This is a genomic window from Chamaesiphon sp. (genome assembly GCF_041738855.1).
Lineage (GTDB): Bacteria > Cyanobacteriota > Cyanobacteriia > Cyanobacteriales > Chamaesiphonaceae > Chamaesiphon.
In genome coordinates this window covers 1-19,175 of sequence record NZ_JBGSPA010000001.1, presented here as the reverse complement: position 1 = coordinate 19,175, position 19,175 = coordinate 1, and the positions used below count along the sequence as shown (strand labels likewise).

The 19,175-nt window shown below is 45.4% G+C and carries 25 protein-coding genes and 2 pseudogenes; 14 read left to right on the top strand and 13 right to left on the bottom strand.

The window, feature by feature from the left end:
• Window positions 1-231: a nitrate/nitrite transporter NrtS gene (gene nrtS, locus ACEW9I_RS00135; protein ID WP_373538350.1), complete on the top strand. Its 231-nt coding sequence runs from the start codon at window positions 1-3 to the stop codon at window positions 229-231.
• 75 nt (window positions 232-306) lie between these two features.
• Here the strand turns inward: nrtS and ACEW9I_RS00130 are convergent, their stop codons facing one another.
• Complete coding sequence (locus ACEW9I_RS00130; protein WP_373538349.1) at window positions 307-771, bottom strand: DUF4168 domain-containing protein; 465 nt, start codon at window positions 769-771, stop codon at window positions 307-309.
• A 424-nt stretch (window positions 772-1,195) separates the two neighbouring features.
• Between ACEW9I_RS00130 and ACEW9I_RS00125 the strand changes: the two genes are divergently transcribed.
• The 4 genes from ACEW9I_RS00125 (at window position 1,196) to ACEW9I_RS00110 (ending at window position 5,422) form a co-directional block, all read left to right on the top strand.
• On the top strand, window positions 1,196-1,555 hold the full coding sequence (locus tag ACEW9I_RS00125; RefSeq protein ID WP_373538348.1) for a hypothetical protein: 360 nt from the start codon (window positions 1,196-1,198) through the stop codon (window positions 1,553-1,555).
• Window positions 1,556-1,645: 90 nt separating this feature from the next.
• On the top strand, window positions 1,646-3,685 hold the full coding sequence (locus ACEW9I_RS00120) for an amylo-alpha-1,6-glucosidase (RefSeq protein ID WP_373538347.1): 2,040 nt from the start codon (window positions 1,646-1,648) through the stop codon (window positions 3,683-3,685).
• Window positions 3,686-3,836: 151 nt separating this feature from the next.
• The gene (locus tag ACEW9I_RS00115; RefSeq protein ID WP_373538346.1) at window positions 3,837-4,430 is read left to right on the top strand and encodes a TetR/AcrR family transcriptional regulator; all 594 of its coding nucleotides are present in this window, start codon (window positions 3,837-3,839) and stop codon (window positions 4,428-4,430) included.
• A 74-nt stretch (window positions 4,431-4,504) separates the two neighbouring features.
• Entirely contained in the window at window positions 4,505-5,422 is a 918-nt protein-coding gene (locus tag ACEW9I_RS00110) for an SRPBCC family protein (RefSeq protein ID WP_373538345.1), read from the top strand.
• Window positions 5,423-5,456: 34 nt separating this feature from the next.
• On the opposite strand, the gene ACEW9I_RS00105 is transcribed toward ACEW9I_RS00110, so the two are convergent.
• The 4 genes from ACEW9I_RS00105 to ACEW9I_RS00090 form a co-directional block, all read right to left on the bottom strand.
• Complete coding sequence (locus tag ACEW9I_RS00105) at window positions 5,457-6,377, bottom strand: hypothetical protein (RefSeq protein WP_373538344.1); 921 nt, start codon at window positions 6,375-6,377, stop codon at window positions 5,457-5,459.
• 84 nt (window positions 6,378-6,461) lie between these two features.
• The gene (locus ACEW9I_RS00100) at window positions 6,462-6,815 is read right to left on the bottom strand and encodes a thioredoxin family protein (RefSeq protein WP_373538343.1); all 354 of its coding nucleotides are present in this window, start codon (window positions 6,813-6,815) and stop codon (window positions 6,462-6,464) included.
• Between the two features lie 30 nt (window positions 6,816-6,845).
• Window positions 6,846-7,784, bottom strand: a complete 939-nt coding sequence (trxB, locus tag ACEW9I_RS00095) for a thioredoxin-disulfide reductase (protein ID WP_373538342.1) — start codon at window positions 7,782-7,784, stop codon at window positions 6,846-6,848.
• Between the two features lie 36 nt (window positions 7,785-7,820).
• Window positions 7,821-8,681 (bottom strand): cytochrome c biogenesis protein CcdA, encoded by an 861-nt coding sequence (locus ACEW9I_RS00090; protein ID WP_373538341.1) that lies wholly within the window; start codon window positions 8,679-8,681, stop codon window positions 7,821-7,823.
• A gap of 161 nt (window positions 8,682-8,842) precedes the next feature.
• Between ACEW9I_RS00090 and ACEW9I_RS00085 the strand changes: the two genes are divergently transcribed.
• Window positions 8,843-9,094 (top strand): hypothetical protein, encoded by a 252-nt coding sequence (locus tag ACEW9I_RS00085; protein WP_373538340.1) that lies wholly within the window; start codon window positions 8,843-8,845, stop codon window positions 9,092-9,094.
• A gap of 65 nt (window positions 9,095-9,159) precedes the next feature.
• Here ACEW9I_RS00085 and ACEW9I_RS00080 read toward each other — a convergent pair whose 3' ends face one another.
• Window positions 9,160-9,687 carry a thioredoxin domain-containing protein gene (locus ACEW9I_RS00080; RefSeq protein WP_373538339.1) on the bottom strand — a complete coding sequence of 176 codons (528 nt, stop codon included), beginning with the start codon at window positions 9,685-9,687 and terminating at the stop codon, window positions 9,160-9,162.
• Between the two features lie 461 nt (window positions 9,688-10,148).
• Between ACEW9I_RS00080 and ACEW9I_RS00075 the strand changes: the two genes are divergently transcribed.
• The 7 genes from ACEW9I_RS00075 (at window position 10,149) to ACEW9I_RS00045 (ending at window position 15,310) form a co-directional block, all read left to right on the top strand.
• The gene (locus ACEW9I_RS00075; protein WP_373538338.1) at window positions 10,149-10,760 is read left to right on the top strand and encodes a cupin; all 612 of its coding nucleotides are present in this window, start codon (window positions 10,149-10,151) and stop codon (window positions 10,758-10,760) included.
• A 43-nt stretch (window positions 10,761-10,803) separates the two neighbouring features.
• A complete protein-coding gene (locus ACEW9I_RS00070) occupies window positions 10,804-12,240 on the top strand; it encodes a sensor histidine kinase (protein ID WP_373538372.1) in 1,437 nt (478 codons plus the stop codon).
• The gene (locus tag ACEW9I_RS00065; protein ID WP_373538337.1) at window positions 12,194-12,481 is read left to right on the top strand and encodes a hypothetical protein; all 288 of its coding nucleotides are present in this window, start codon (window positions 12,194-12,196) and stop codon (window positions 12,479-12,481) included. Before ACEW9I_RS00070 ends, ACEW9I_RS00065 begins: the two co-directional genes overlap by 47 nt.
• Complete coding sequence (locus ACEW9I_RS00060; protein WP_373538336.1) at window positions 12,478-13,620, top strand: spondin domain-containing protein; 1,143 nt, start codon at window positions 12,478-12,480, stop codon at window positions 13,618-13,620. The genes ACEW9I_RS00065 and ACEW9I_RS00060 overlap by 4 nt, the downstream gene beginning before the upstream one ends.
• Before the next feature lie 262 nt (window positions 13,621-13,882).
• Window positions 13,883-14,563: a response regulator transcription factor gene (locus ACEW9I_RS00055; RefSeq protein WP_373538335.1), complete on the top strand. Its 681-nt coding sequence runs from the start codon at window positions 13,883-13,885 to the stop codon at window positions 14,561-14,563.
• Window positions 14,564-14,723: 160 nt separating this feature from the next.
• On the top strand, window positions 14,724-14,900 hold the full coding sequence (locus ACEW9I_RS00050) for a hypothetical protein (protein WP_373538334.1): 177 nt from the start codon (window positions 14,724-14,726) through the stop codon (window positions 14,898-14,900).
• 74 nt (window positions 14,901-14,974) lie between these two features.
• On the top strand, window positions 14,975-15,310 hold the full coding sequence (locus ACEW9I_RS00045) for an ATP-binding protein (RefSeq protein ID WP_373538333.1): 336 nt from the start codon (window positions 14,975-14,977) through the stop codon (window positions 15,308-15,310).
• Window positions 15,311-15,318: 8 nt separating this feature from the next.
• On the opposite strand, the pseudogene ACEW9I_RS00040 reads toward ACEW9I_RS00045, so the two are convergent.
• The 4 genes and pseudogenes from ACEW9I_RS00040 to ACEW9I_RS00025 form a co-directional block, all read right to left on the bottom strand.
• Window positions 15,319-15,603, bottom strand: a pseudogene (locus tag ACEW9I_RS00040) (GTP cyclohydrolase I); the annotation flags it as partial.
• A 91-nt stretch (window positions 15,604-15,694) separates the two neighbouring features.
• Window positions 15,695-16,225, bottom strand: coding sequence for a DM13 domain-containing protein (locus ACEW9I_RS00035; RefSeq protein WP_373538332.1), 531 nt, complete (start codon window positions 16,223-16,225; stop codon window positions 15,695-15,697).
• A 51-nt stretch (window positions 16,226-16,276) separates the two neighbouring features.
• Window positions 16,277-16,561, bottom strand: coding sequence for a pentapeptide MXKDX repeat protein (locus ACEW9I_RS00030; RefSeq protein ID WP_373538331.1), 285 nt, complete (start codon window positions 16,559-16,561; stop codon window positions 16,277-16,279).
• A gap of 208 nt (window positions 16,562-16,769) precedes the next feature.
• Entirely contained in the window at window positions 16,770-17,348 is a 579-nt protein-coding gene (locus tag ACEW9I_RS00025; RefSeq protein ID WP_373538330.1) for a chlorite dismutase family protein, read from the bottom strand.
• A gap of 201 nt (window positions 17,349-17,549) precedes the next feature.
• On the opposite strand from ACEW9I_RS00025, the pseudogene ACEW9I_RS00020 reads away from it, so the two are divergent.
• A pseudogene (locus tag ACEW9I_RS00020) lies at window positions 17,550-17,651 on the top strand (Uma2 family endonuclease); the annotation flags it as partial.
• Window positions 17,652-17,730: 79 nt separating this feature from the next.
• Here ACEW9I_RS00020 and ACEW9I_RS00015 read toward each other — a convergent pair.
• The 3 genes from ACEW9I_RS00015 to ACEW9I_RS00005 form a co-directional block, all read right to left on the bottom strand.
• The gene (locus ACEW9I_RS00015) at window positions 17,731-17,907 is read right to left on the bottom strand and encodes a hypothetical protein (protein WP_373538329.1); all 177 of its coding nucleotides are present in this window, start codon (window positions 17,905-17,907) and stop codon (window positions 17,731-17,733) included.
• A gap of 101 nt (window positions 17,908-18,008) precedes the next feature.
• Window positions 18,009-18,989, bottom strand: a complete 981-nt coding sequence (locus ACEW9I_RS00010; protein ID WP_373538328.1) for an NAD(P)/FAD-dependent oxidoreductase — start codon at window positions 18,987-18,989, stop codon at window positions 18,009-18,011.
• The gene (locus ACEW9I_RS00005) at window positions 18,986-19,135 is read right to left on the bottom strand and encodes a hypothetical protein (protein ID WP_373538327.1); all 150 of its coding nucleotides are present in this window, start codon (window positions 19,133-19,135) and stop codon (window positions 18,986-18,988) included. Before ACEW9I_RS00005 ends, ACEW9I_RS00010 begins: the two co-directional genes overlap by 4 nt.
• Between the last annotated feature and the right edge of the window lie 40 nt (window positions 19,136-19,175).

Below are 19,175 nucleotides of genomic sequence, written 5' to 3'. Positions count from 1 at the left end.
ATGAAATTTATCCAAGAATATTGTCTATGTCTGCTCGATAGAAAAATGATGTCAACGGCGATTAAGGTTTCGCTTGTGGTCGGTTCAGTATTAGCGATCGTCAATCATGGGTCAGCTATTTTAGCCGGAACCATGAACCGAGATCGATGGATTTCAGTTGGCTTGACTTATTTAGTACCTTACGGAGTTAATATTCACGGTCAATATATCAGCCGTAAAAAAGGATGTTAATATAATTAAAATTATATCATTAATTACCCACTCCCTTGAGGTTAAATTTAATTGATTGTAATTAGCAATTTCTAACTAATTAATCAAACTCCGTACCCGATCCTGTAGCTGGGGATTGGAGCGTACAGCTTCGGTGATTCGATTAAACTGCTCGATGCTCAATTGATGACTAGCCGCAATACTTTCGGATTGATTGCAGTAGTTGATAAATAGTGACTTTGCTTCACTATTTAATCCATCCATCGTGTTTGGTCGATCGCACAATAGATTGGGTAATTTATTCCCGCCCATCGCCCGACTGACTTGAGCTAGTGTCGATTGACGAATAGACTCAATTTTCACCACAGCAGCAGCATAATTGCGAAGATCTTGGTCGCTAAAATCATCTGCTCTTGCTACATTACTAAAAATTTGATGGGGTTGTTGTGCGGTAAAGTCTGGCACGATCCCACCGAAAAGGCTTAGGGAACTAGCTACTAGTGCCAACAGTAGCGGGCGCAAGCAACCGAGAAAATTACTTTGAGTGTGAGGAATTATCATGTGACTAGGTATTAAACCAACTAAGCTAATTGAGATTTAAGCTATATATTATTTGAAGAGTTTCCAACCAATAAGTTCCTAAATATATGCAACAATCGACATATTGGATCGTCCGAATAACTATTTTAGAAAAATAAACATTAGATGAATGCCAGATGAGTATTAGATGAATATTTAAGAGCGATTGTTGAAAATTTACTTTTGCTTAATGCAAGTTAACATGAATTTAGGTATCGGCTCGATAATCGTACATCTTCATCGAAAATTTATCTTTGGTTCAGGTTTGACTCATCTAGATTTAGCAACCTAATTTTATACTAATAAATATAGAAGTTTTGGAATTAGCTTTAACTAGAATCAAAACTGAAATGCCAGCAATTAAATACTGATTTAATTGCACCTAAGACCTGAGAGGTCATCAATTATGAAACGCTTAATAATTTCCAGTTTATCAATTATTTGCCTAGCTCTGGCTGTAACTACGTCTGTAAAAGCAGAAAGTAAGATCGAGCATCTGATGAAGTTAGAAACAACCATCAGTAACAACACTACAAGTACAGAAATCACCCCATTTGAGTTAGTTGCTCGTGGTTATCAAGGAGCCTATCGGCTGCAAGGTATTCCTGGCTTTGGCTCATTTCGGACTGCTTATGCAACCAAAATGATCACAGCTAAAGATCTAGTCAAAGCCGCGATCGAGGCAAATCAACTAGCTCCAGAGACTCAAACCAATCGCGATTATCTCAATGCTGTCGATCTGCAATTATCAGGAGGACACCATTAATCATTTGCCAAAGTAGGTGCAATTCATCAATTACGCCTACTTTAACCCATCGAGTCATTTCGGCGATCGAGATCGCACAGGAGATAAATAATGTGGATTGAATTTGGACGAGAAATCTGTGGCGATCTGAGTACTGCTCAAACGCGAGAGTGGCTAGTTACAAATAGTATTGGAGGCTACGCCTCCGGCACTGTGGCTGGATTACTCACCCGTCGCTATCATGGGTTGTTAGTCGCCGCCTTAAATCCACCCTTGGGGCGGACTTTGTTGCTGACTAAATTGGATGAAGTGGCAGTGTACGCAGATAGATCCTATGCTCTCCACACCAATCGCTGGGCAGATGGAATCGTCGATCCTCATGGCTATCGACAGATGGAAAGCTTTACTCTAGAAGGCACCATTCCCACCTGGCGATTCGCTTGTGGGGATGCCTTAGTGGAAAAGCGGATCTGGATGCAGCAAGGAGCCAATACCACCTATGTTCGATACACATTGAGCCGCGCCACTCAACCGCTGACACTCACGCTCAAAGCCTTGGTAAATTATCGCGATTATCATGGCGATACCCAGAACCACGGTGGGGAAATGAACATCGAGCCGTGCGTTCGCGAAGTGGCTCTGACAGAGCATCGCGGAATTTGTGTGACTGCCAATCCGAATGCTCAACCATTGTATCTGTTGAGCGACTGTGCCAGTGCAATTCCTGCCCATGAGTGGTACTACAACTTCGATCTAGCGATCGAACGTTATCGGGGATTAGGAGATCGCGAAGACCATCTCCACGCTGCCACCTTTGAAGTTATCCTCAATCTGGGCGAATCGCTCACTTTCGTTGCCAGCACTGAATCCCAGCCCAATCTAGATGGAGCAGCCGCACTTAAATTACGTCATGCTCAAGAGCAAAAACTCACCAACCTGTGGAAACTAAATCAACCCGAAACTAGCAACCATAGCCAAAATCGCCCTACTTGGATCGAGCGGTTGGTATTAGCCGCCGATCAGTTTATCGTAGATCGTCCAGTCCCTGACGTACCGAATGGTAAAACGATTATAGCTGGCTACCATTGGTTTGGGGATTGGGGACGCGATACAATGATTGCGCTACCTGGATTGACGATTGCCACGGAACGACCGGAAATTGCCCGATCGATTCTACGTACCTTTGCTAAATATGTCGATAAGGGAATGCTCCCAAATCGTTTTCCCGATGCGGGTGAAGTGCCGGAATATAATACTGTCGATGCCACCCTCTGGTATTTTGAGGCAATTCGCAGTTACTACGATGCCACCGCCGATGATGACTTATTAGAAGAACTCTTTCCCGTGCTGGCAGATATTATCGATTGGCACTGTCGTGGCACTCGCTACAATATTCATCTCGATGCCAGCGACGGGTTGCTATATGCTGGCGAAGCGGGCGTGCAATTGACGTGGATGGATGCCAAAGTTGATGATTGGGTTGTCACTCCACGCATTGGTAAACCGATTGAAGTTAATGCCCTGTGGTATTGTGCATTGCGATCGATGGCGAAGTTTGCCCGTCAGCTTGGTAAACCCTACAAAGAATATGAAGCGATTGCCGATCGGACTTTAGCAAAATTCTCCCGCTTCTGGAATCCCGATACAGGTTATTGCTACGACGTACTTGACAGTCCCGCTGGCGATGATGCTTCCTTGCGTCCAAATCAACTCTTTGCGGTATCTTTACCAGGCATCGGTGCGAAGGGATATGCACCTTTACTGACACCTATTCAACAACGTGGGGTTGTGGATACTTGCGGACGGCAATTATTAACCTCATACGGCTTGCGTTCCCTGGCTCCCAGCCATCCTCAATATCAGGGACACTACGGTGGCAACCAGTTGCAACGGGATGGAGCCTATCATCAGGGCACGACTTGGGGCTGGTTGTTAGGCTCGTTTGTGTTGGCGCATTTGCAGGTATATGGCGATCGCACCCAAGCCAGAAAATTCCTAGAACCGATCGGTCATCACTTACTGGCACACGGTTTGGGCACTTGTAGCGAAATATTTGACGGGGATGCGCCGATGACTCCACGGGGTTGTATCGCGCAAGCTTGGACTGTTGCGGAAGTCTTACGGGCTTGGGTGGCGATCGAACGGGCATAAGAGGATTGACGTACTCCCCTGACTGACTGATTCGCTCGATCTCGGATCGGCTTTTAGCGGAATGTTTCGATCTAACGGCATTTTGTGACACATTGACAACCAGACAGCTTTTTAGTTACGATATTTCCAGAACAACCATTCTGATTTAAAAATGCCTCGATATAAGGAGTTCGATCCGAAAGATTGTCTTGACAAGGTGATGTACTTGTTTTGGCAAAAGGGGTATCAAAATACATCAATGTCCGATCTAGTGGAGCATTCAGGGGTGCAACGCTACGGCTTGTATGAAACTTTTGGGGGCAAGGAAGTACTGTTCCAGCGTGCGCTGGACTTGTACCTGAGTACAGTCATCCATCAACGGTTAGCAATGCTTGAGCGCAAACAGCCGGAACCTTCTGTGGCAGAGATCGAACAGTTCTTTGAACAATTCATCGAACACGTCGATCGACCCTATAGTTTCTTCGGTTGCTTGATGTGCAATACGGCTGTTGAAGTTGCTCTCCACGACAAAATAGTGGCATCGATGGTTCAACAGTATTTCGATCGACTTCGCCAAGGTTTTGCTCGATCGCTGACAAGGGCTAAACAAAACGGCGAAATTGCCGATAGTACTGACATTGGGCAAATTAGCGAGCTGCTAGTCGGGAGTGTTCTCGGTCTGACCACCTATGCGCGATCTTCCGCCCCCAGACAGGATGTTCGTACCTATATCAACGGCATTCTGGCAATGTTAAAACTGCTCTAATTTTTTTGGTTTATTCCAGAATATTTGTTCTAATATATTCTCGATCTAAGTTCATTCATTAGCAGGAAATACTCATGAAAGCTGTGTTACCACTTCGTTTGGCTCTGACGGCGAATGCTGTCTTTTCATTTTCGACCGCGCTATTGATGTTTTTTTGCCCCGTGCTGGTAGGTAAATGGCTGGGGATACAGGCACCGCCGATCTTTCAAGTCGTTGGCATTGGGCTAGCTGTTTTTGCTACCGAGCTAATTTATCAGGCAAGATGTCAGCGGGTGGCTACATGGCGTGCGCTGCTGGCGAGTGCCGCTGATTTCTCGTGGGTAGTAGGCTCTGTGGTGTTATTACTCGCTGTTCCCCAGCTATTTTCGCCGTTGGGTAATGTGCTGGTTCTGGCTGTAGCAGTTGCCGTATTTGTGTTTGGGACTTGGCAGTTTTGGGCGGCTGGACACGCGCACCAAACCGGAGCAGGTGGCGATTATCGCCATTGCATCATCGTTGAAACCAATGTACCTGCCCAAAAGTTGTGGGAGGTAGTAGGCAACATTGGCGAGATCGAGAACTATATGCCGTCATTGAAGCACTCATTTGTGTTGGAGGGAAAAGCACCCAGCGTTGGGGCGATTCGAGTTTGCGAAAATCGTGCGGGTCAGCAATGGTCTGAAGAATGTACTGAATTTAACCCAGGTCGAAGCTTTGCGGTGCGTTTTCGGTCAGAGGCTCCAAATTTTCCATTCCCAGCCAAGACAATGCGCGGCGGATGGGAAGTCATCCCATCAGATGTTGGTTCGCAGGTGATGGTGTGGTGGGAGTTGAAGCCAAAAAGCAGACTGCTTGCACCGCTAATTCTGCCGTTGTTGGCGTTTCAGGTCGATCGTGACTTTCCGAAGATCGTTCGTCGGATGGCAGCAACAGCCATTCTGGAGCAGAACAGTAGTGTAAAAATGCGATCGAAAGGCGAAGTGTTTGCACGTCTTTTGCCGATTTTTTGCTAGCATAGCAACAGAAATGGATCGAAAAAAACCCCACTTAATTACGTGTTTTTAAACGCTCCGGCACGATGTCGATCTCCTTAACGGAATAAGGTTGACCATTCAAGCACTTACGGAATTGATCCTTCATCTTGAGACCACTATGCCACATGGTCTTGGCCACAGACTTACCATCTATTTTGACATCAAGATGCTGGACATCTTCTATTCCCGCCAAAGCCGCATCAATTGTCGGCACGGCAAAAGCAATCACCCCAAATGGCAGATTTGGCATGGTGTAATTAAATGCCTTTACTGTGGCAGGGGGATCGTTGTTTTGAATCAGAGTAACCGTAATTGTTTTCATCTTTTCAGGTCTCGGAATACCTTCTGCCGCAAATGTCAGGAGAGCACCTTTGTAGCCACTCCCAGGTCCCACCAAATTGATCATTACTGGTGCCTTGTTAGCTGCTGGATCCATCGATGCTTTGAAAAAGGATGCAACACAATAGCTACCTGGCTTTACCCCTGCTAACTTTGAAGTAGGAAAAAGGTTCCAACTGCCGGATATATATTTCAGATACTTTGGATCTTGCAATAATCTAGCTTTTTCTAGCAAATTGAGCATGGTAGAAGCGGATTGAAATTGTAGTGCCGCAAACTTAGGGTCGTAATAACTAGAACGACTACTCCCTTGCTCTTCTTGTCCAGAGTTATTGCTACTGCTACCTGAATCGGGTATTTCTTCGCAGATTGGAATCGCAGCGACACCATGACTGCCACCAGTTATCCCAAGCTGCCTCTCTCCAGGACCAGGGCCATTCGGACAAACATAGCTTGCCTGAGCCAATCCATCACCAATAGATAAGGCAAATGTTACGGTTGCGCCACACAAAATGAAACTCACCAAGTTAATTCTCGACATTAGCAATTTCCCGAATTTCAGATCCGCATTGATATTTTTGAGCGATTTTACCACTAAATCTGAGGTTATTTATTCTACCATCAGCGCGATGCATTATGAACGACGATCGCTCTCCACCAAATTTCGCTGATGATGCTTCTATTCGAGTTCTGCATGATAGGTTTGGTGAACCCATTTTTGAATTGTTTCTACATATAGTTTTTTAGGCTTCAAACCCACAATTTTTTCTAACAATCGATCGCCTTTAAATAAAACGACAGTTGGGACGCTACGAATGCCGAGATCGATCGCTAGATCTGGTTCTTCAGTCATATCGATTTCCACTAGATCGAAGTTGCCATTTTGTTCGGTTGCTAGTTGATGCAAAATCGGTCTGAGCGTATCGCAGGAGCTACAGTGCGGCGCACTCACTTCTACTAAAATAATTTTAGCAGATTCACTTTTTAACTGTTCAAAAGCGGGACGACCTTGGAAAAAAGTTGATGCTGACATCTTAAATTACCTCTAAATTATATTTGCTAATTAATTAATTTCTGATAACCATCTTTCGGCTTCTAGTGCTGCCATACAGCCCGTACCAGCCGCCGTAATTGCTTGGCGATAGATATGGTCTTGGACATCACCAGCAGCCCATACACCCGCAATATTAGTGGCAGTGGATTTACCGATAGTTTTGATATAACCTTTGTCATCTAAATCCAATTTGGCTTGAAAAAGTTGGGTGTTGGGTGTATGTCCGATCGCGTAAAATAAACCACCAACTTTTAATTCAGTCACTGTGCCAGATTTTTGGTTTTGAATCTGTACGCTGCGGAGGACATCATCGCCATCAGCACTAATTGGTAATGCTTGCCAATGCACTCGAATTTTGTCGTGATTTAAAACTCGCTCCTGCATAATTTTAGAAGCTCGTAATCGATCGCTTCTGACTAACAGATGCACTTTACTTGCATATTTAGTTAAATATAGAGCTTCTTCTGCCGCTGAATCACCACCGCCAACTACGGCAATTTCTACATCCTTAAACAGGGGATTCGTACCATCACAAATCGCACAAGCCGAGATCCCATTATTCCAAAATTGTTCTTCACCGACGATATGCAACCGCTTGGCAGTCGCGCCAGTGCAAATAATTACCGCATGGGATTTTACTTCTAAATCGTCAGTAGCGATCGTAAATGGTCTTTGACTAAAATCGACTTTAACGACATCATCAGTAACTAACTTAGCTCCCCACCGAACAGCCTGTTGGCGCATTTCCTTCATCAATGCTGGCCCCTGAATCCCATCAGCAAATCCAGGGAAATTCTCTACTTCGGTGGTAGTCATTAATTGACCGCCTGGCAATCCTCCAGCGACGAAACCTTCAAACATCAATGGTTGCAGTTGAGCGCGTCCGGCGTAGATTGCCGCCGTATAACCTGCTGGCCCCGAACCAATAATTACTAGTTGTTCTATCATTGCTTTCTCTCATTAATCAATTTAGCAAATAAATAACTAACCGAAGAACCATTGCACTCCAGTAACTAGATAGTAAATCCCTGCCAAAATGAGAGCTACACTACCAAATTTAGTAATATTTTCCGAATATTTTAATAGTAGATTTGCTTGCTTGGCAAATCCAGTTAGTAAACTAGCAAGAAAGATAATAATCGTATAACCAAAGGCATAACTTGCCATTGTCAGTACGGCAAGTAACTGCGAACCACTGGCACCTGCGGCAGCGAGAACGGCAAATAAGACTGGACTCGCACAAGGCGAACTAACTAAAGCAAAAGTCAAACCCACACCGAAGGGGCCAAAATTCGAGCCATCGACATTAATTTCGGGTAAGGGGATTTTAATCAATCCTAATAAGCCAAAACCCATCACAAGAATAATTGCGCCAACTACCACATTAATATGACCGCGATATTCCACCATTACTGCGCCAGCAAATGATGATGCTAACCCGAATAAACCGAGAATGATGACATTCCCTAGTACGAACAAGCCCGCCTTCACAAAAGCATCACCGCGAGAGGTAATATTGCGGGTACCAATATAGCTCAAGTTAAGTGGTAATAGTGCGAGAATACAGGGGGAAACACTAGCAATTAAACCACCAATAAAAGCCAGCGGCATGAGGACTAAAGGATTGGCAGTATCCTGTTTGGAAAACCATTCCTGATAGCGGTTCTCTACAAATGAAATTGAGTGTTCGAGTGCCTGAGAAATCGGGCCAGTGATAAGTAAAGCTAATACCAAACCCAGTAGTGCTAGTCCGCCAAATAACAGCCATTTTTTTGGTAGTTTTTGGGTATTTTTTACGCGCCCAGTTGCTTGCGTTTCAAGATCGTGTTCTCGGTCTAATTTCATGAGGTTTTCCTAAGATTGGCGATTGATTCATTAAGCTGTTCTATATCCAAATTTCATCATTATTAGCACCCCAAGCTATCTGCGATAAGTAGTTGCTTACCGCAGGAATTTAAAATATTTAACAACTTACTTTCTTAATAAGATCTATTTACTTAGCTTTTTTGCCAGCACAGGGATTTGGTTTAGAAGCACAGGGATTGGCTTTTTTACCAGCGCAAGGGTTTGGTTTAGAGGCACAAGGATTTGGTTTAGAAGCACAGGGATTGGTTTGGCTTTCACCCGCCACATTAGGGGTTGTTGCTGAAGGTTTAGAACAAGCTGTGGTCATTCCCAACCCTAATAATGAAATAGTAGCAAATACGACTAAATATTTAAGTTTCATGAGCTTTTTTGTTAATCAACAAGAAGATTAGATCGATTCGATCGAGTAAATGGAATAATCAGATTGATATCATTCCATTTACTTGCACAAACGTATCTATTTTTGAGTGATCGCTGAATCTAGTACGCTGGAATAAGCAGTCATGTCAGCATTATTACGTTCCTGTCCCAAGATATTTCCGGTAGCTGGATCGACGATTGTGAGTGACCCAGTTTGAGTTTTGTTAGCTGCAAAAAACTTGCTTAGACCTAATTGTTTTGCTTTGGCTTCAGCTTTCGCAGAACTAGCTTTATCAGATACATCTAATGTCACGAAAGTGATTTTGTTGCCATACTGCTGCTTGATTTTGGAAACAGTGGGAGCAATATTTTTGCAAGCAGGGCACCAGCTAGCATAGATATCCACAACTACTGGTTTACCTTGTAATTGTTTCGCTAATCGACCACCAACAGAATTAGAAGCCTTTTTACCCGCACAAGGGTTGGGTTTGGCGGCGCAGGGGTTTGGCTTAGATGCACAGGGATTGGCGACTGCGGGGGTTGTGCCAAAGATGATGGTGGGTGCAACAGTCACGATGCTGAGGAGGGAAATGGCAGCAAATGCAGCAAGAAATTTAACTTTCATGGGATTCTCTTTTAAAAAATACTAGGTTGGTGGTTCGGTGTGCCCAATTTTTTGGGCTTGAATATCATTAAAGTTCGGCAAGATGAGTCTCAGATGAAGAAGACATGGAGATTAGATAAATCATTTGAGATCGATGGCAATCAAGGTGGGTGAGATCCCCGACTTCTTCGAGAAGTCGGGGATCTGTGCTAATGCGGAGATCTACCCACCCGCACTATAAATGTGCTGCCTGCGGCACCCCTGTCTTGTCGTTTTTTTATTCGGGGGGAACCCCCGAATAAAAACGCCGCTCCGTTGGCGTAGCCTCTCCCTAAGGAGAGGAGGGGATTTCCCCTGTGTTCCTCTTGTGAAGCAGTAAAAGATTGTCATCTTCAGCAAAAATTCATCTTGCCATTAGGTGAGGATCACTTAGATATCGAATCCTTCTCTTACACTTGAGATCGGATCGTAGGTGAGTAAATATGTTGGAGCAAGATTGGTTGGCTACGGATGAAGGGCGGTGCATTCCTTGTGAGATAGGCGAACAGGCGGATTCGAGCGATCGACCCTATCGGCTCTATCGCTTCCTGACTGATGTTGAAGATATCGTCGATCGAGAAAGTGACGATCGAATTCGCCTCCAACGTATCTGTCCCCTAGTTCGACGGCTGCTGAATAGCTGTGAATGGTTGCAACTGAACTTTTTGCCACCAGATCCCGAAACGGGTTGGTCGGTGCAGATGCTCTATGATGAGCCAGATTTTCCGCTGACGATTCAAACGGTGGTTTGGTCGCCAGGAACGGTTTCACCAGTTCATAATCACGCTACCTGGGGAATTGTGGCACTGTTAGATGGACAAGAAAAAAACACCTTTTGGCAGCGATCTCCGACCACCGAATTTCCCGATCTGATTAAAGCCACAGGCGATCGAATTCTCACTCCTGGCGACATTCTCTGCTTCACTCCTGATGCCATTCATCAGATTGAATCGATCGGCGACGAACCGACGATTAGCTTCAATCTCTATGGTGCGACAAATTACGATCGCCGCTTTGAATTCGATCCTCTTCGCGCCACTGCCCAGATTTTTTAATTTACCCTTTACCCTTTCCCCCTTCCCCTTCCCCTTTCCCCCAATGTCCTCCCGCATCCCTAAACCGATCCGTAACTTATGCCGAATGCGAGTTTCACCGACTTCGTTGCAGTTTCGTTTGACGCTAGAGCTGGTGACGCTCTCAGCAATTGGGGTTAGTGCTGTCGCATTTTGGGCGGGATGGCAGATGGAGCAAAATTTACTGACATCTCATAAGCAGTTGCTAGAATATGTAGCGATGCGCTTTCCCGAACAGGTGGAGATGTATAGTGAAGCAAAAACTGTCGAGGTTGGGTTAGAACGGACGATCGCTAAACTTTCGACATCGGGGGTATCGATCTGGGTGCAGGAGCCTGACGGTAAAATTCTGGGCAAATCTTCAGGGATAAATCAGCCGTCGTCCGCTCTGCTGAATGCCTTTACCCAAACCGCAGCACCTGTCAAACCGACGATCCTTCAGTTTGGCGATCGATACATAGTTTTATGTGGGAATCCCCTGAACGTCAATGGTAAACTGGTGGGCAAAGTATATCTCTCGCAAGATATTACGAGCGATCGACATCAATTAAGCACTGGCATTAATCGCCTAATTGCGATCGGAATACTGGCTATTTTCCTACTGACAATCGCCATTTCCCAGCGTATCCGCAAAACACTTCAACCTTTGGCACAGATGAGCGAGATTGCCAGCCACGTTTCTGCTGACGATTTGGGCGCGGCGCAACTCGAACTTCAACAAGCACCAGATGAGATTCTGGGACTGGCAACCGCCTTTAATGAGATGACAGTAAGACTATCGGGAGCGTGGGAGCAACAGCGTCAATTTGTGGGCAACGTTTCCCACGAACTTCGCACGCCGCTATCTGTAGTCTTAGGCTATTTGCAAAGTTTATTGCGGCGGGGTGATAATCTGAGTACGCATCAGCAAAATGCTGTTTCCACCGCAATCACCGAGACAGATCGGACGATCCGAATGCTCCAAGATTTACTCGATCTCGCTCGTGCAGATAGTGGCAATCTTCATTTTCGCCAAAGTCCCGTAGTTCTAAATACGTTGGTGGCTGAAGTGGTCGAAATGAGCCAGAAGGTGAGCAACCGTCAGATTAAAATGACGATCGCTACCGAGGATATTGTCGCACTCGCCGACCAGGATCGTCTTACCCAAGTTTTAATTAATCTGGTGGATAATGCGATTAAATACTCGAATGGTGCGATCGATATTATCCTCGAAAAAACTGAGGATCGGGCGATCGTGCAGATCCAGGATCGGGGCATTGGTATTGCTCTAGAACACCAAAATCGGATTTTCGAGCGATTTTATCGGGCACAAGACTCATCGACACGCTCTAGGGATGGCACGGGGTTGGGATTGGCGATCGCTAAAAGCCTAATTGAAGGGATGAATGGCAAAATCACGCTGCGATCTAAGCCAGGTGAGGGCAGTATTTTTACCATTACATTACCAATCTGGAAATCATAGCCACGAACCAAGTATTGTCAGCATTTATACAGAAGGCTTCATCGAGCAATTATCCAATCTTCATCTAGCCCTCATTTTTCTAGTATTTAATGTCGGTAATGCTGAAATTCTCTCGGACAGGGTGAATCCTCGATCGGGCAAAGCGTTAGAGTTGTTAGCTCTCACCCTTTACTGTCATGGAGCTTGCCTACGATCGGGATTGATTTTTAGCAGCCACAACCAAATTGCTCCCAAATCATGATGCAAACTCAACTGACCATTGAAATCGAAAATCTGGCACCGACTAAAGGTACCCTGCTTACTCCCGTTTGGTTTGGATTTCATAATGGTATGTTTGATACATACGATCGTGGTCGCCCTGCTTCCCTGGGTGTAGAACGAATTGCTGAAGATGGTAACGTTAGCGTTATTGGTGCTGAGTTCCGCCAGTCAGGATTTGGAACTGTTGCTGGAGCGGTTACTGGGCCATTAGTAGGTGCGCCAGGTCCGATCGATCCGGGTGAAACAGGCTCTTTTACGGTAACTTTGGATGCCAGCAATCCCAACAGTCGCTATTTCAACTTTGCTTCGATGATTCTCCCTAGCAATGACTTTTTCATTGCCAATGGTAACGAGCGCGCCCATGAGATCTTTGATGACAAAGGCAACTTCATTGGTGCCGATTTCACTGTACTCGGCAGCCAAGTTTTAGATGCTGGTACCGAAGTCAATGATGAAATCCCCGCCAATACTGCCTTCTTTGGGCAGTCAGTCCCCAATACAGGTACTGTCGAAAACGGTGTGGTTCGCACGGCGACTGGATTTATTCCAGGTGGTGCAATTTTGAGCGATCCTCGATTTGTCAATGCTGATTTTACAGCACCTGACTACAAAATTGCTCGCTTTCGGATCTTCAATACCATCAATGGTAATGACGGTAACGATAACCTGACTGGCACCAAACAAGACGACCTGATTAAGGGTGGTGCTGGGAACGATAGCTTGTACGGCGGACTCGGCAACGATAAGCTGCTAGGTGGATTGGGGGCTGACGTACTCGAAGGCGGTAACGGTAACGATTATCTATACGGAGATGAAGGCGACGATATCCTGCGGGGTGGGAATGGAGATGATATCCTGTTTGGTGGGATCGGATTCAATCGACTCACTGGTGGTGCTGGTAGCGATGTTTTCACTCTGGGTGCAGGCACAGGATTTGATACCATTACTGATTTTAATCTCGGTAGTGGCGATCGATTAGGCTTGTCAAATGGTTTAAGCTTTAGCGACCTGACTATTTCTGGGGTTGGTCGGAATACGGTTATTAGTTTTGGTAATGATGAACTGGCAACTTTAAGAAATGTCAGTGCTGCAAGCATTACTGGATCTGCTTTTGCATAGACTAATATGGGGTTGTAGGCTTAGCATTATTGTCTGAAAAACGATCGTGTCTCAATCCTTATAAAGTGGAAAAGGGTAAAAATCCAACAGCATCATAAACTGCTAGATTCTTACCCTTTTCCTTTCCAAACAGCGATTGGTGCGAATATTAATTAGATCGCATCAGTTTCAAAATCTCGATCCTTGATATCGAGACAATATTCGGTATAAAATTTAATTAGCTAAACATAGATATTGGATTACCAATCGGGAAGTCATAACTATGAACGATCGAATTCTCTTAGTTGAAGATGACCCAAAACTGGCAGAATTTATTGAGGAAGAACTTATTTTAGAAGGCTATCAGGTTACTGTTGCTGCAAATGGTTTAGATGGACTGACAATGGCACGCAATATTCAACCAGATCTATTGATTTTGGATTGGATGCTACCTGGGATATCTGGGATAGATCTCTGTCTGCGACTGCGATCGACTGGAATTCAAGTACCGATTATTATCCTCACCGCCAAAGATGAAATTCCCGATCGAGTCGCTGGATTAAATGCGGGAGCGGATGATTATGTCACTAAACCCTTCAGCATCGAAGAACTACTAGCAAGAGTAAAAGCACGGTTGCGACGGATACAGCCGGAAGATCCTGACGTGTTTGAATTTGAAGACTTGACTTTAAATCGGCTCACTCGTGAGGTTTACCGAAACAACCAATTAATTGAATTGACAGCCAAAGAATTCGATCTATTGGAATATTTGCTCCGCCATCCTCGCCAAGTTATGACCCGCGACCAAATTCTGGAAAAAGTTTGGGGGTACGACTTTATGGGTGAGTCGAACATTATTGAAGTCTATATTCGTGCCTTACGGCTCAAATTAGAGGTAAGTAATCCTAAACGTCTGCTGCACACGGTACGCGGTGTGGGATATGTGCTGAGAGAATATATCTAGTAGCATCTAAGATGACAAGGTGCAATCTGCTTAACAAGTATTTTACGCAAGGAAATCCGATCGTCCCTACCAAATATTACTGAGAATTAGCGTAACGTCTCAATAACCGCTGGTAAAGCAGGGGGTTGCCAAAAGAGCGAAAATCCGGTTTAACAGAGAGATGAGTATAAACAGCAATACTAGCCCAGCTCAAACAAATACCCTAGAAACAGAGGTAGAAGGTTTGCGGCGGCTGGTAGAAGAACAGAGAAAGCTGATTGACAAACTATCCAAACAACTGACAAATCAGAAAGAAAGAATAGAACAGCTAGAAGCAGAATTAAGAAGCTGCTGTTAATCCAGATTCAGGAACTACCCGAAGCTGTCGATCGCCGGATCGATTTTGCCAGCCATCTGCCAGCGGGTGAGGTGATGGCGGATATCAATAAGTTAAAACAAGTTTTTGTCAACCTGTTTCGGAATGCCTGTGAGGCGATCGATCCCCACGAGATTGTTAGTTGTTCGCTCGGTGCGGAAATCGACTCGAACTACATTAGGATTCAAATCCATAATGGTGGAGATCCGATTCCGCCAGAGTTATTGCCCCAACTCACCACACCCTTCTGCTCGTCCAAGCCCTCTGGCACTGGATTAGGGTTGGCAATTTCCAAGCGAATTATTACAGCGCATGAGGGAAAGCTGACGATCGTCTCTTCTAGCCCAGGAACGACGGTGAGTGTTTATCTGCCGATCTGCTCCCAATCGTAGAAAGAAGCCAGCACCATTTCATTATGCCCTTCGTCGAACACTGCCCCGTTGATGAGTTCTTCCAATGATTGATGATAGCCACTGGTGAGGAATTGCATTGCTTTTGACACGCGGTCGGGTGTTTTGAGCAATCCTTCGAGATCGGGGTTTTCATTTACACCGACAATTAGAGTACGCACGGCATCTGCCATGTCTGCTGGGCTGACTTTGGCTGTAGTCGGCAAGATCTCGATGGTGTCGGAACTTTCGGGGGTAGATGAGGAATTGAAACTGTTTCGATCGAGAATAGTCATGATAGATCTAAAAACAAATCTGCTGGAGATCGATCGGTTATTGACGATCGGATCGCCAACAGACTATGAGTTGGCTGCAATTACATCAGTTTTAGCCCAAGGTCGCAACACCAAAAGTAGCGTTAAACTTGCGACACCAGATCGCCGCAGAGCGATAATTGGCGAGGTTAATATTGGCAGGAATAGCATAACTTTGGGCACCACTATATTTTTTTAGGCGACCTAGAACTAGATAATCACCGCCTTTTAATGCGTAATTGGGTGCTTTGGTCGTACCGAGGACATTCCGAGAACGATGCAAAACAACTACCAGATCTGGCCCCTGGCTGGAAGTTTTGAATGCCGAATCCAGTTGTAGAGACGATCTACCGTTTTTGGTGACGATACTGACACCACCTCTGGTCGCTTGTTCAGCACGAACGAATGTACCGGACTTGAGAGCTGCTGCTGCCAACTGTAAAGGACGATCTGAAGGACTAGTCTGAGTTGTCTGTTCGCGGATCTCCATCAGAGAATCGTTAGCTGCAGAGCCAGCATGAACTCGAACTTGGGTGGCAGCTTTTGCCGAGCTCATTACTACTAAAGAAGCCAAACACAGGATCGATACTTGGATGAATTTCATAATTAAACATTCCTTTTTTATGAGAGTAAGCCACTGATAATAAACAGAAATCTACGGCTTGGTTGTTGGTGTTGGTTTTGCATCACCTTTCATAGCACCGCCCTTATCCTTCATTGCATCACCCTTCATCGCATCGCCTTTATCTTTCATTGCGTCGCCTTTCATGCCATCACCCTTATCTTTCATCGCGTCGCCTTGTTGGGTAGCATCAGGGGTTGCAGTTGGTGTAGTCGAGCATGAAGTAAGAGTAGTAAACAAGATAAGTCCAGCAAGGAGAACTAAGACTTTCCAGTTTTTGGTGCGATCGATCCCGGCAAAAACAGTAGCTAATTTCATGAATTACTCCCGATCGATTGTCGATCGATATAATGTGTTCGAGTGAGCCGAATGTGGCTCGACAATTACAGTATCTCCAACTGTCCTGAAACCTTTATGAGCCAAACCCCAAAATTACCTAAATTTATTCTGAGAACGTTCTCATGCCAATCTCAGTAATTTCTCAGACTACTCTTGCACGAGCGATAGAATTACGACTAACTAAACTCTATCGTTGGCGTAGCCTCTCTTTTGGAGAATCGCGTCGTTCCAGACGTACCTCAACCTCGCGTTCTACATAATCCCATTCCTTGCTCGATCGCATCCGCACGAGTAATTCATCAAATGCCTGGGTATGTTCTGGCGCAAATTCAAACCAGGTCAGAAAATCAAAGGGTTCGCCGATATCGCGACAGTGGAGTAGCCGACGGGCAACTCCAGGCAGATAGTCCATCCCAACTGCGGTGTGATGCGACTCTTCCTCAAAAATCGCTCTTCGTTCGTCTTGCGCCATTTCCCACCATTGGAGCGATTTTTTAATAGGAATCAGCACCGCACAAATTGCTTCAGAGCGATTCAATACAGGCTGAATTGCTTTCAATGCACTGACTTCATCGTGCATGGCATAGCGAACATTACTGCTAAAACCTTGGAGAATCCACGAACTATCTAATGGTAATTTCTTAACATCATCATTCACGACATTTACTCGATCGACAAGTTCTAAATTAGCACCGAAAACACCTCGCACATCTACGACTTGCCATGTGCCACTGTTGCCACCAATAAACGAATATCTGTTGTTCATATCGTGCGATCGATAAATATACTATAAATTTAATTCGCATACTTCTCTATCCAAAAGACTCGATTAAATTTCTGAACATTAATAGCAGATTAAAATTTCCGTCTGTTTGAATGAGTTTTTGCTGAAAAATCCTGTCTGAGAGCACAAAACTCACGTTGCAATAGAAAGCTAAGATCTGCTGTCACCATTCATTCAAATGCAATGCGATCGACCATCGCCAGACCACTCGCTGAATTTCTCACCCAGCCAAATATAGAGGCTTCTCCGGCATGGGAATTTATCGATGGCACTGCCCGCCAGAAAGTTTCCGATGTTAAAATAAATAAATGCTAGCGATCGTGCCCATGCGACAAGCCAGCATCCCCGACTTTTTTACTCAACCTCAAACGAGGAGGGGGAATTGCCCCCACAATTGCAGTTTTTGGGTCAGTACGGTTTGATAGAAGCCATCTTTAATACTAAAATTGAGGTAGTTGGCAATCCCAGAGCAAAAGAAAAACAGTCCGAGTACGACACGATTGACAGTGACAGCGGTATGAAGATTGTAGATAGATTTCATAGCAAGATCCTCGTGGAAGAATTTTGGATTGTGGATTAAATAAGGGTGGTAGCTTTGCGTTTAGACTGAATAAAATCTAGGTGCAATAGAAATTGAGATCGCTACTTTTTGGGTGCCATCCGATCGAGTAAAGTCGGCATCCCTGTCGAATTCATCTGTTGTTGAAACTGTGTCGGTTGAGCGGCACGCCAGATCAGCGGCGTGGCGATGAGGACTCCTGCTGCAATGGTTGCCATCCCTGAGAGCCAAGGCGTGCGACCCAATCTTTGGGAGCGAAAAGGTTGATGCTGTTGAAAGATTTCGTCGGTCAGCCAATCGGCAGTGACTTTGACGTTACGCCAGATAGTGGGTAGTAATTCGAGATAGGTAGCCGTGCGGACTAGATGTCCTGGTTGACCTTTGATGGGGAATTTATCAAACAAATTGGCAACCCCTTCATTTAGCCCCAACTTGATTAAGGTGCCCCGCAGATGCACGGTAGCTGGTGCTAGGGGTTTGCCCTCCACGATCGCTTGTAAATTGTGGGCGATCGCTTTACCTTGTTGATACGCAACTTGGGCGGTAGGCGGCTGCGGAGCGTCACTATTAGTAGCGCAATCTCCAGCGGCAAATACTTCTGGAAAATCGGGCAATTGCAAAGTTGGGGTTACAAATAATCGCCCCTGGCGATCGCGATATTCTGGCTTACTAATGGGTAACTCCATTAATAATGGATGGGGTGAGGTTCCCGCTGTCCAGGCAATGGTGCCAGCTTTGATGGAGTAGGTGCGTTCGCCCCGTTTGAACTCTACTGCATCAGGATGAATGGCGGCAACTGCGGCATCGAATAGCAATTGAACACCCCGCTGTTTGAGCGCACGGTAGGCATTAGGGCGCAATTTACTATTGATATCGCCTTTGAGCAGTTCACCGCTGCGGTTGATGAGCACTACTCTGATTTCATCGACATCGCCGCCGGGATCTTCGTACCACAGGGGCAACAAATCGCCCAAGGTGCAGACTAATTCGATCCTCGCAGGCCCCGCACCAATAATGGCGACCGTCAGTAACGGACAGCGTTCCTGGGGATCTGGAGTTATCACGGCTTGTCGCAATTGCGCTTGTAACCTTTGGCGTAAAGCGATCGCCCTTGGAGGGTGACAGCACCGCTGTCACCAGCTCCAGGAAAGGGATAGAAGAGGCTATGATTGAAAAAGAATTGGTCTGAAATGAGTCCAGACCAATACATAAATATTATATGCTCTCAATATATCACACAACGCTACAGG